This is a genomic window from Nocardiopsis prasina DSM 43845 (assembly GCF_000341265.1).
Classification (GTDB): Bacteria; Actinomycetota; Actinomycetes; order Streptosporangiales; family Streptosporangiaceae; genus Nocardiopsis; species Nocardiopsis prasina.
In genome coordinates, this window is record NZ_ANAE01000095.1 from 45,514 (window position 1) to 57,111 (window position 11,598).

Annotated in this window: 12 protein-coding genes; 2 read left to right on the forward strand and 10 right to left on the reverse strand. The window is 71.7% G+C overall.

From position 1 onward, the window contains the following. Positions 1-323 precede the first annotated feature (323 nt). Positions 324-1,166 carry a peptidoglycan recognition protein family protein gene (locus D452_RS27905; protein WP_017543592.1) on the forward strand — a complete coding sequence of 281 codons (843 nt, stop codon included), beginning with the start codon at positions 324-326 and terminating at the stop codon, positions 1,164-1,166. A 421-nt stretch (positions 1,167-1,587) separates the two neighbouring features. Here D452_RS27905 and paaI read toward each other — a convergent pair whose 3' ends face one another. The 10 genes from paaI to D452_RS0107835 form a co-directional block, all read right to left on the reverse strand. Next, positions 1,588-1,965 (reverse strand): hydroxyphenylacetyl-CoA thioesterase PaaI, encoded by a 378-nt coding sequence (gene paaI, locus D452_RS0107790; RefSeq protein WP_040693354.1) that lies wholly within the window; start codon positions 1,963-1,965, stop codon positions 1,588-1,590. Between the two features lie 41 nt (positions 1,966-2,006). Continuing rightward, on the reverse strand, positions 2,007-3,110 hold the full coding sequence (gene paaE, locus D452_RS0107795; protein WP_017543594.1) for a 1,2-phenylacetyl-CoA epoxidase subunit PaaE: 1,104 nt from the start codon (positions 3,108-3,110) through the stop codon (positions 2,007-2,009). Positions 3,111-3,112: 2 nt separating this feature from the next. Continuing rightward, the gene (gene paaD / locus D452_RS0107800) at positions 3,113-3,628 is read right to left on the reverse strand and encodes a 1,2-phenylacetyl-CoA epoxidase subunit PaaD (protein WP_017543595.1); all 516 of its coding nucleotides are present in this window, start codon (positions 3,626-3,628) and stop codon (positions 3,113-3,115) included. Continuing rightward, positions 3,622-4,500: a 1,2-phenylacetyl-CoA epoxidase subunit PaaC gene (gene paaC, locus D452_RS0107805; protein WP_017543596.1), complete on the reverse strand. Its 879-nt coding sequence runs from the start codon at positions 4,498-4,500 to the stop codon at positions 3,622-3,624. Before paaC ends, paaD begins: the two co-directional genes overlap by 7 nt. A 36-nt stretch (positions 4,501-4,536) precedes the next feature. Then, positions 4,537-4,848 (reverse strand): 1,2-phenylacetyl-CoA epoxidase subunit PaaB, encoded by a 312-nt coding sequence (gene paaB, locus D452_RS0107810; protein WP_017543597.1) that lies wholly within the window; start codon positions 4,846-4,848, stop codon positions 4,537-4,539. Then, on the reverse strand, positions 4,845-5,810 hold the full coding sequence (gene paaA / locus D452_RS0107815; RefSeq protein WP_017543598.1) for a 1,2-phenylacetyl-CoA epoxidase subunit PaaA: 966 nt from the start codon (positions 5,808-5,810) through the stop codon (positions 4,845-4,847). The genes paaB and paaA overlap by 4 nt, the downstream gene beginning before the upstream one ends. A gap of 175 nt (positions 5,811-5,985) precedes the next feature. Continuing rightward, a complete protein-coding gene (locus D452_RS0107820; RefSeq protein ID WP_017543599.1) occupies positions 5,986-6,774 on the reverse strand; it encodes an enoyl-CoA hydratase/isomerase family protein in 789 nt (262 codons plus the stop codon). Further along, a complete protein-coding gene (locus D452_RS0107825) occupies positions 6,771-7,655 on the reverse strand; it encodes a 3-hydroxyacyl-CoA dehydrogenase family protein (RefSeq protein ID WP_017543600.1) in 885 nt (294 codons plus the stop codon). Before D452_RS0107825 ends, D452_RS0107820 begins: the two co-directional genes overlap by 4 nt. After that, positions 7,652-8,389, reverse strand: coding sequence for an enoyl-CoA hydratase/isomerase family protein (locus tag D452_RS0107830; RefSeq protein WP_026129069.1), 738 nt, complete (start codon positions 8,387-8,389; stop codon positions 7,652-7,654). Before D452_RS0107830 ends, D452_RS0107825 begins: the two co-directional genes overlap by 4 nt. Before the next feature lie 86 nt (positions 8,390-8,475). After that, a complete protein-coding gene (locus tag D452_RS0107835) occupies positions 8,476-9,711 on the reverse strand; it encodes a thiolase family protein (protein ID WP_017543602.1) in 1,236 nt (411 codons plus the stop codon). Between the two features lie 289 nt (positions 9,712-10,000). Between D452_RS0107835 and paaK the strand changes: the two genes are divergently transcribed. Beyond that, positions 10,001-11,359, forward strand: a complete 1,359-nt coding sequence (paaK, locus tag D452_RS0107840) for a phenylacetate--CoA ligase PaaK (RefSeq protein WP_017543603.1) — start codon at positions 10,001-10,003, stop codon at positions 11,357-11,359. Positions 11,360-11,598 lie beyond the last annotated feature (239 nt).

Genomic DNA, 11,598 nt, shown 5'->3' on the forward strand with positions numbered 1-11,598 from the left:
CGGCCATGATCGCGCTCTCCGCCGTCGCAGTCTTGGCCGTCGCGTCCAGCCGCAGACCGGTCTTCCCCAAGTAACGGCACCACAGGTGAGGGCTCGCGTGCGCGGACTCTCACCTGCGGGGCGGTGCTTCGCCAACGGAACAACCAGAACCGGGACAGGTTCATCACCGCGCCCGCGGGGCACCATTCCATCAAGGTGACCGAGTGCGTACGACCGGTTCCCACCCCTGCCCCGTGGACCCCACGAGTAGCCCAGCCCCCGCAGCCACCACAGCCCCGACCGCCGACCGGTCGGTGTCCGCCATGTCCAGGAGGAGGCCCTCCGTGGCCCGACCCAGCAAGTACGTATCCCGGTTCGACCTGGGGTGGGGAACGTCCCCAGCAGCGTCCGCCGATCCCCGGTCCGGTCTGGTCGTCCACTACGACAGCAGCAACCAGAACCTCGCCGATAAGGACCACTCCGCCTGTCTCACCTACTGGCGCAACACCCGCGCATTCCACACCGGCCCCTCCCGTGGCTGGGTGGACATCGGCTACAGCTGGCTGGCCTGTGCCCACGGCTACGTCATCGACGGGCGCGGCCCCCGGCGTGAGCAGGCCGCACAGCCCGGCGGGAACCGGACGCACTACAGCGTGACGTTGGCGACCGGCCCCACCGACACCATCACGGACGCCCAGATCAACGCGGTCCGCGAGCTGCGCCAGTGGCTCGTGGACGACTACACCAACGCGGGCACCGTGCTCGGGCACCGCGACTTCATCGCCACCTCGTGCCCCGGTGACCGGGCGTACTCCATGGTGCGCGACGGCACGTTCACCCAGGCCCCCGGGCCGATCACAGGAGGAGAAGGTTCGTTGCTCGGACTCAAGGAAGGCGACGGCCTGCTGCCCGGCGCCCCGGTCGAAGGTGTGAAAGCTGTTCAGCGACTGATCGTGGCCGCCGGGTTCGGTTCCACCCTCGCCCCCGACGGAGTCGACGGCCGGTGGGGCCCAGCCACCTCGGAGGGTCTCCTCCAGGCACGCCAGTACGTCGGTTCGGGCGTCACCTCGATCAGGAGCATGACCGGCGAGTCCTACGCACAACTGATCCGGGCGTGCGCACGTCGGGAGGCGGAGCGCGCCGTCGGTGCCCTGGACGTCCCGGTCGACAGCGGCGACGGGCGCTGATCCCGCACCGGAGACCGTGACGGTCACTGCCCTGGAGCCATCCACGAAGAGCCGGGGTTCAGGCGCAGACCCCCAGACGGAGGTCTGCGCCCCTGTGCCCGCAGGACTCACCCTGCTGTGGCAGCCTCTTGCTCCTAGAGGCCCATCCCCGCGTGCGCGGGGCTCACCGAAGCATCTCCAGGAGCGGTGTCCACGTGTTCGGTCCATCCCCGCGTGCGCGGGGCTCACGTAATCGTGGCCGCCCACCCGGTGCTTTCCACCGGTCCATCCCCGCGTGCGCGGGGCTCACGCTTAATGACCTGCGACGACGCGGGCCGTTATCTCCGCTTGACCTTCACAGCCGCACATCTTGTCCACATGATGTCAGAGGCCGGGGCCCTGAGACCCTCAGTCCCTAGCCCCAAACCCCGGCCCCACACCATCAACTCTTCTGCGGCAGGCTCCTGCTGCGACCCCGGAACTCCGCGACGACTTCCTCACCCCGACGGACCGTGACGTCGTAGACGCCACTGCGCCCGAACCGAACCCTCTCCTCGGCGGTCGCCACCAGCAGGTCCCCCTCCTTGGTGGGGGCCACGAAGGTCACGTCCGCGCCCGAAGCCACCGTGACGTCGCCGCCGTCCAGGTTGCACGCGCAGGCGAAGGCGGTGTCGGCGAGCGCGAACACGAACCCGCCGTGGGTGATGTCGTAGCCGTTGAGCATCAGGGGCCCCACGACCATCTCCACCACCGCGTACCCGTCGCGGGCCTCGACCAGCCGCATCCCCAGTCCCTTGGAGGCCCGGTCGGCTTCGAACATCCGCCACGCGGTCTCGTTGCGTCCCTCGGACGCGGCACCGCTCACGAGTCGAAGTCCACGGTGACGGTGTCGGTCTGCGGCAGCGACTGGCACGCCAGCGCGTACCCGGCCTCGACCTCGGCGGGGGTGAGCGCGTAGTTGCGGCGCATCTTCACCTCACCGTCACAGACCTTGACCCGGCAGGTCCCGCACACCCCGCCCTTGCAGGCGAACGGCAGGTCGGGACGGTAGCGCTGCGCGGAGTCCAGCACGGGAACACCCTGGGGCAGTGTCAGCGTGGTCGTGCGGCCGTCCAGAACGACGGTGACCTCGCTGGCCGGACCCTCGACCTCGGGCTCCTCGTGGCGCGCCTGGGGCGGCGGCTCCGCCCCCTCGACGAAGAACAGCTCCTGGTGGACCCTCTCCCCGTCCACACCGTGTCGGGTGAGGACCTCCTGCGCGTCGGTGACCATGCCGTAGGGCCCGCACAGCCACCAGTGGTCGACCGCGTCGGCGGCGATGATGGTGGACAGCAGCGCATCCAGCTTCGCGCCGTCCAGTCGGCCGGTGAACAGCTCGGACTCGCGGGGCTCGCGGGAGAGCACGTGGACCAGTTCGATGCGGGGCCCGAACGAGTCCTTGAGGTCGGCGATCTCGTCGGCGAACATCACCGTGTCGCTGCGGCGGTTCCCGTACAGGAGGGTGACGTGCGAGTCCGTGCGGCGCAGCAGGGACGCCGCCATGGACAGGACCGGCGTGATCCCCGAACCGGCGGCCACGAGCACGTGGCGCGCGGCCTGGGTGAGGTCGGGGCTGAACCGGCCGGTGGGCACGCCCACCTCGATCTCGAAGCCCGGCTCGACCTCCCGGACCAGCCAGCTGGAGAACAGTCCTCCGGCGACCAGGCGCACACCCACGCGGGGCGCCTCCCCCACGGCGGAGCAGATGGAGTAGCTGCGCCGCTCCTCCACGCCGTCGACCTCACGGCGCAGGGTCAGCGACTGGCCGGGCGCGAAGGCGAACTCCTCGGCCAGGTGGTCGGGGACGTCGAAGGTGACCGCGACGGCGTCGTCGCACAGGCGCTCGACGGCGGCCACGCGCAGCCGGTGGAACGCGGCGCGGCCGCGCACCGGGGCCCCGGCGGTCTCGGTGACGGGTGTGGACACGGTCAGATCTCCTTGACGTGCTCGAACGGTTCGAGGCAGGACCGGCAGCGGTGCAAAGACTTGCAGGAGGTGGCGCCGAACCGGGACAGTTCCTCGGTGTCGGCCGCGCCGCACAGCGGGCAGCGCGGCACGGTGCGGGTGGGCATCAGGGTGAGGGGAACGGGCCCCGCCTGCCGCTTGGGCGCCCCGCCGGGGGGTGAGATGCCGTGCTCGGTGAGCTTGCGTCGGCCCTCGTCGGTGATCCAGTCGGAGGTCCAGGCCGGGGAGAGCGCGGTGCGCACCTCGACCCGGTCGAACCCGGCGGCGCGAACGGCGCGGTCCACGTCCACCCGCATCTCCGCCATCGCGGGGCACCCGGAGTAGGTGGGCGTGATCCACACGGCGGCGGTGCCGTCCTCCTCCACGGTGACCTCGCGCAGGATGCCGAGGTCGGCGAGGGTGAGCATGGGCAGTTCGGGGTCGGTGACCGCGGCGGCCGCCTCCCAGAGGAGCCGCCGGGTGTCCGTGGTGGTTACCATGTCGCCTCCGGGTGCTCCCGGGCCACGCTCTGGAGCTCCTCCAGCAGCGGGGCGAGGTGTTCGGAGTGCTCGCCGTCGCGTCCGGCGACCACCGGTCGGGGGAAGGCTTCGGGCGCGGGCAGTGTGGCGGCGGTCAGCACCCGAGTGAGGACGTCGTGGACCTCGTCGCGCACGGAGGCCGGGTCCACGGCCACACCCTGGGCGGCCAGCGCCGCTTCGAGGGGGTGGGTGGCGAGGAGTTCGCCGGTGAGCGGCCACACGTCGGCGATCGCCGCGGCCATGCGTTCGTGGGAGTAGGGAGTCCCGTCGCCCAGGCGCAGGGTCCAGGCCACGGCGTACTCGCGGTGGTAGGCCAGCTCGTTCACGCCCTTGGCGGCGATCGCGGCCACCACCGGGTCGGCACTGTCGGCGAGCCGGGTGAACAGGGCCAGCCGCCAGGAGGACAGGACGAGCAGCGTGGCGACGGCGTGGGCGAAGTCGCCGCGCGGGGCCTCGGTGAGGCGCACGTTGCGGAACTGCGCGGGGTCCCGGTGGTAGGCGAAGGCGTCCTCGTCACGGCCGGTGCCGTCGGCCTGTCCGGCGCGGGCCAGCAGGAGCCGGGCCTGGCCGAGCAGGTCCAGGGCGATGTTGGCCAGGGCCACCTCCTCCTCCAGTTCGGGGGCGTCGGTCACCCACTGGACCAGGCGCTGCGACTGGACGAGCGCGTCGTCGCCGAGCATCTGGCAGTAGACCGCCAGGTCCGCACCGTCGACCCCGGCGGGCAGGGTGGTGTCCACGCCCGCGAGCGCCTCGGTGAAGCCGGTCCCGAAGGCCCAGCGGGCGTCGCCGTCGTGCTCCTCGGTGAGTCCGGTGAAAATGTTCTCGCCACTCATGCTTGTCCTTGAAGAGTCGTGCCGACCGTGGTCCCCCTAGATGTGCGGGACGTCCTCGGGGATGGGGTAGAAGGTCGGGTGGCGGTAGACCTTGTCACCGCTGGGCTCGAAGTAGGGGTCCTTCTCGTCCGGGCTGGAGGCCGTGACGTCCTCGGCGAGCACCACCCAGATGCTCACCCCCTCGTTGCGGCGGGTGTAGAGGTTGCGGGCGTTGTGCAGCGCCATGGTCGCGTCGGGGGCGTGCAGCGATCCCACGTGCACGTGGTTGAGGCCGCGCTTGCCGCGGACGAACACCTCGTAGAGGGGCCACTCGGGGCGGGCCGGGGCGGCGTCGTCGTTCCTGCTCATACCGTGGCCTCCTGCTGCTTCCTGGCGTAGGCGGTGGCGGCCTCGCGGACCCACGCGCCCTTCTCGTGCGCGGCGCGCCTGCGGGAGACGCGTTCGGCGTTCTTGGGTCCGTCGCCCTTGATGACCCGCTTGAGCTCGTCCCAGTCCGGGGTGCCGAAGTCGTGCTGGCCGCGTTCGGGGTTCCAGACCAGCTCGGGGTCGGGCAGGGTGACGCCCAGCTTCTCGGCCTGGGGGACGGTCATGTCGACGAACCGCTGGCGCAGGTCGTCGTTGGTGTCGATCTTGATGCCCCAGGTCATGGACTGCCGCGTGTTGGGCGAGTCGGCGTCGGGCGGGCCGAACATCATCAGGGACGGCCACCACCAGCGGTCGACGGCGTCCTGGACCATCCGGCGCTGGCCCTCGGTGCCCTCCATCATGCGCATGAGGAGTTCGTAGCCCTGCCGCTGGTGGAAGGACTCCTCCTTGCAGATGCGCACCATGGCGCGGGCGTAGGGGCCGAAGGAGGTGCGGCAGAGCGGGACCTGGTTGCAGATCGCGGCGCCGTCCACCAGCCAGCCGATCACGCCCACGTCGGCGTAGCTCAGCGAGGGGTAGTTGAAGATCGAGGAGTACTTCTGGCGGCCCTCGATGAGCCGCTCGGTGAGGTCGTTGCGGTCGACTCCGAGGGTCTCGGCGGCCGCGTACAGGTACAGGCCGTGCCCGGCCTCGTCCTGGACCTTGGCCAGCAGGATGGCCTTGCGGCGCAGGCTGGGCGCGGAGGCGATCCAGTCGCCCTCGGGCTGCATGCCGATGATCTCGGAGTGGGCGTGCTGGGAGACCTGGCGGACGAGGGTCCTCCGGTAGGCCTCGGGCATCCAGTCACGCGGTTCGACGCGCTGGTTGGCGGCGATGCGGGCGTCGAACTCCGCCTGGAGTGCCTCGTCCGCGCCGGGGGGCGCTTCCTGGGCCGTGGTCGGCATTGATCAATCCCCATTCATAACCGAACGTTCGGTCAGTAATTAGTATCCCCGGGTTCGGGGGTCCGACGCAAGTCCCCGGACCCCCGAATCGGGGCTGGTCACCCTGTTTTCGCAGGCCCTCGCCCCGACGCGGCACGTGTTCCGGCGCCGGACGGCGGAACCGGACCCGGACCCGTTACTGGCCGGTGAACGTGGGCTTCTGCTTGTTCAGGAAGGACGAGACCGCACCGACGTGGTCGGCGGTCACCCCGAGCTGGTTCTGGAGGTCAGCCTCCTCCTCCAGCAGTTCGGCCAGGTCGCTCTGACCGTCCGCGGCCGAGCGCACCTCGCGCTTGGCCGCCACGAACGCCGCCGTGGGCCCCGAGGCCAGCTGCACGGCGACCTCGCGGGCGCGGGACTCCCAGTCCTCGTCGGCCACGACCTCGGTGACCAGGCCCAGCTCCTGGGCGCGCTCGGCACCGAACACCGTGCCCAGCAGCATCAGTTCCATCGCACGCGCCTGGCCCAGCGAGCGGACCAACCGGAGGGCGAGACCGGAGTCCGAGGCCAGGCCGATCCCGGTGAACGCGGTCCCGAACTTGGCCCTGCCCGCCGCCACGCGCACGTCACCGGCGAGGGCGAACCCCAGCCCGGCCCCCACGCAGGCACCGCTGATCCCGACCACCACGGGCACCTGGATGCTCTCCAGCGCCAGCACGATCCGGTTGTAGTGCTCGCGCACCGTGGTCAGCGCCTGGTCGGGGGTCTCCTCCAGGATCCGCGCGTGCTCGGCCAGGTCCTGGCCCAGGCAGAACGCCCGGTCCGCCCCCAGGAACAGCACCGCCCGCGCGGTGGTGGACTCCGCCGCACGGGTCACCGCCTCCAGCAGCTCCTCCTTGGCCCGCCGGGTCAGCCCCGGACGGTGCAGCCTGATGGTGGCGAGCCCGTCGACCTCGCCGAACTCCGCGGCCCTGTCCTCACTCACGCCTTGTCTCCCTTGTCCCAGAGATGGAATCCCTCGCCGCTCTTGCGGCCGAGCCTGCCCTCGGCGACCTTACGGCGCAGGAGCTCGGGGGGCGAGAACCGGTCCCCCAGTTCGCTCGCCAGGTACTCGGCGATGGCCAGGCGCACGTCGAGTCCGACCAGGTCGGTGAGCTTGAGCGGGCCCATGGGGTGGCGGTAGCCGAGCTCCATGGCGGTGTCGATGTCGGCGGGCGAGGCCACACCCTCCTCGACCATCCGGATGGCCTCCAGGCCCAGCATCACGCCGAGGCGGCTGGTGGCAAACCCGGGGGCGTCCCGGACCACGATCTCCGTCTTGCCGAGGGCGCTGACCCAGCCGCGCACCGTCTCCAGGACTGCGGGGTCGGTCTCGGGCGCGGTCACGATCTCCACGAGCTTGGAGGCGGGGACCGGGTTGAAGAAGTGCGTGCCCAGGAACCGGCCGGGCCGCTTGAGCGCGGCGGCCAACTCGGTCACCGACAGCGAGCTGGTGTTGGAGGCCAGCACGGTGTCCTCGCCGACGGCGGCCTCAGCCGCGGTGAGCACGGCGATCTTGAGCGCGGGCTTCTCCGGGACCGCCTCGACGACCAGCCCCGTGTCGTCCGGGAGGTCCGAGGCGTCGGTGACGGTGCTCACGCGGGCCATGTAGGCGGCGGGCTCGGCGTCGATCTTGCCGCGTTCACGGGCCTTGTCCAGCCCGGCGGAGACCCGCCCCAGCCCGGCCTCGGCCGCCTCGGCGGTGGCCTCGACCAGCACCACGCGCGCCCCGGCCACGAGGAACTGCTGGACGATACCGGCGCCCATGGTGCCGCCGCCGATGACGGCGACGGTGTCGGGCACGCCCTGCGGGGTGATCTCACTCAACGCTTCTTCCTCTCCAGGAAACGGGTCATGCGGTCGTGCTTGTCGGCGCTCTCGAACAGCACCGCCTGCGTGAGGTCGTCGGCCAGGGGGTGCACGCCCTCGGCGTCCAGTACCAGCTTGGTCATCCGCAGCGCCGTGGCCGAGGAGGCCGCCATCCGGTCGACCAGGGCGTGCGCGCGCTCGCGCAGTTCCTCGGAGGGGACGATCTCGGCGACCAGGCCGTGGCGCAGCGCCGCCTCGGCGTCCAGACGGAACCCGCCCAGCAGCACCTGCTTGGCCACCGAGGCACCGACGAGCTCCTTCAGACGCCAGCAGGCACCCGCTCCGGCGATGATGCCCAGGCCCGGCTCCGGCTGGGCGAACACGGCGGTGGGGGTGGCGATCCGGATGTCGCAGGCGTAGGACAGCTCGGCGCCGCCGCCCAGGGCGAACCCGTCGACCGCCGCCACGGTGGGGGCCTGGAGCCGGTGCAGGCGTTCGAACAGGCGGCTGTTGATCCCGGCCAGGGCCTCCTCACGGCCGCGTTCGCGCAGTTCGGAGATGTCGGCGCCGCCCGCGAACACGGTGCCGTGGCCGGTCAGGAGCAGCGGGCGGGGTTCGGCCTCGATCCGGGCGCACACCTCGTGCAGTTCCGCGATCATCCGGCCGTTGATGGCGTTGCGGGCCTCGGGGCGGTGCAGCTCGACCACCACGCGGTCCTCGCGCCAGTCGACGCGCAGGGTCTCGAAGTCCATGGGCCGGCCGTTCTCGTTCGGGGACTGGGGGCTGCCGGTCCGCGCGCCGCCATCGCGTGCGGGGCCGGACCGGTCGGGGTTCGGGGTCACGGGCGCTCCACCAGCAGCGCGGTCCCCTGCCCCACGCCCACGCACAGGGTGGCCAGGCCGCGCCGGGCGTCCTCACGCTCCATGCGGTTCATGAGCGTGACCACCAGGCGGGCGCCGGAGGAGCCGAGCGGATGGCCGAGGGCGATCGCGCCGCCGTCGGCGTTCACCCGGGACTCGTCGAGGTCCAGCTGGCGCATCACACCGAGGGACTGGGCGGCGAAGGCCTCGTTGAGCTCGACCGCGCCGACCTCGTCGAGCGCCCATCCGGCCCGGCCCAGGACCTTGCGCGTGGCCGGAACCGGACCGAGCCCCATGACCTGCGGGTCCACCCCGGCCGAGGCGGAGGCGACCACGCGGGCCCGCGGGGTCAGGCCGTACCGGCGCACGGCCTCGGCGCTGGCCAGGACCAGCGCGGAGGCGCCGTCGGAGAGCGAGGAGGAGTTGCCCGCGGTGACGATGCCGCCCTGTCGGAAGACCGGGCGGAGCTTGGCCAGGCTCTCCATGGTGGAGCCGGGGCGGGGCCCCTCGTCCTCGGTGACCTCGTGGGTCTGACCCTTGCGGCCGTGCACGGTGACGGGGACGATCTCGTCCGCGAACCGGCCCGCCTGGGCGGCTGACAGGGCCCGCTCGTGGCTGCGCAGGGCGAAGGCGTCGCACTCCTCGCGGGTGAGGCCCTCCAGTGTGGCGACCTCCTCGGCGGTCTCCCCCATCGACAGCGTGTAGCGCAGGTCGTCGGGGGTGGCGTCCGGTGCGACCTCGGCGTCGGCGGCCGCGAAGCGGGGGTTGGTGAAGCGCCAGCCCAGGGAGGTGTCGGCGACCTCGCCCGGCTTGGCCCAGGGGGTGCCGGGCTTGGCCATCACCCAGGGGGCGCGGGTCATCGACTCCACGCCGCCAGCGACCACGAGGTCGGCCTCGCCCGCACGGATCGCCTGCGCGGCCGAGGCGACGGCGGTCAGCCCGCTGGCGCACAGCCGGTTGACCGTGTAGCCGGGGACCGTGGAGGGCAGTCCGGCCAGCAGGACCGCCATCCGGGCGACGTTGCGATTGTCCTCACCGGCCTGGTTGGCGGCACCGAGGATCACCTCGTCCACGTCCTCGCCCGGGACTCCGGCACGGCGGACCGCCTCGGCCACCACCCGGGCGGCGAGGTCGTCGGGGCGGACGGCCGCGAGGGCGCCCCCGTAACGGCCCTGGGGGGTGCGCACCCCGTCGACCACGTAGACGTCGCTCACGAACGGCCTCCCTTGTTGACTGCGGTGGCGTGTGCCACCGTCCTGTGTGAACTCTTCAACACGTCTCCTTGACACGGCCACGCGGAGACTGAATAAATGCATTAGTAACCGAACGTTCGGTCAGTAAGCAAGTCGGCCCCCTCCACGGACCGACGAAGACCCACCTCAGCGCGGTTGGACCGCCAGAAAGTGTGCCGCGGCTTCGCACAGCGGGCCCCGCCCCCTCCTTAGGGACGGCCGACCGAGCCCGGCCCGGCGGAAACACCGTGCACAGTACCCGGAGAGGCCCATGGCAAGCCAGGACACCACCACGCAGTCGGCCGGCACCGCCCTCCAGAAGCGCCTCGGGCGGGCCCCGGCGCCCGAGTCACTGGACGCCGCCGAGCGCATGAGTGTCGACGAACTGCGCTCCCTCCAGTTCGAGCGCCTGCGCTGGACCCTGGAGCACGCCTACACGAACGTGCCCCTGTACCGGCGCAAGTTCGACGAGGCCGGGGTACGCCCCGAGGACCTCAGGTCGCTGGAGGACATCGCCCTCTTCCCGCACACCACCAAGGCCGACCTGCGCGACAACTACCCGTTCGGGATGTTCGCGGTGCCACAAGAGCAGGTCAGCCGCATCCACGCCTCCAGCGGCACCACCGGCAAGCCCACCGTGGTCGGATACACGCGCGAGGACATCGACACCTGGGCCACCGTCGTGGCGCGCTCGATCCGCGCCGCCGGCGGACGCCCCGGCCACAAGGTCCACGTCTCCTACGGCTACGGCCTGTTCACCGGCGGGCTCGGCGCCCACTACGGCGCGGAGAAGCTGGGCTGCACCGTCATCCCCGCGTCCGGCGGCCAGACCGCCAAGCAGGTCCAGCTGATCCAGGACTTCCGGCCCGAGATCATCATGATCACGCCGAGCTACATGCTGACCCTGCTCGACGAGTTCGAGCGCCAGGGCATCGACCCGCGCACGACCTCGCTCAAGGTGGGGATCTTCGGCGCCGAGCCGTGGACCGAGCGGATGCGCCTGGAGATCGAGGAGCGCTTCGACATCAACGCCGTGGACATCTACGGGCTCTCCGAGGTGATGGGCCCGGGCGTGGCCAACGAGTGCGTGGAGACCAAGGACGGCCTGCACGTGTGGGAGGACCACTTCTTCCCCGAGGTGCTCGACCCCGTCACCCAGGACGTGCTGCCGGACGGGGAGAACGGTGAGCTGGTCTTCACCTCGCTCACCAAGCAGGCCATGCCGATCATCCGCTACCGCACACGCGACCTGACCACCCTGCGCCCGGGCACAGCCCGCCCGATGCGGCGCATGGACAAGATCACCGGCCGCAGCGACGACATGATCATCCTGCGCGGGGTCAACGTCTTCCCGACCCAGATCGAGGAGATCGTGCTGGGTCTGGACGGACTCGCCCCGCACTTCCAGTTGGTGCTCACCAAGGAGGGTCGCCTGGACCGCATGTCCGTGCGCGTCGAGGCCGCACCGGACTGCACCACCGACCGGCGCACCACCCTGAGCAGGGAGATCACCGCGACGATCAAGGACCGCGTCGGCGTGAGCGTCACCGTGGACGTGGTCGACCCCGAGCAGATCGAGCGTTCGGTGGGCAAGTTCCGCCGCATCATCGACCAGCGCCCGCGGGAGTAGCGGCCTCGCCCCGCGCCGGACTCCCGGCGCGGGGCTCCAGGCGCGGGGCTCCAAGCGCGGGGGCGCAGGACCTCGCAGAGCCAGGAGCGGCGGCGAGCCGGACCCCTCGGGAATGGCCGCCGTTCCCGTGCGGGTGCCAGGTCACGACGCCACGGCCCAGCTCGCAGGCCCCTCCCCACCGTCCGCGCGCGGATACCGGACACGACGCCACGGCGGACCGGCTCGCAGGCCCCTCCCCG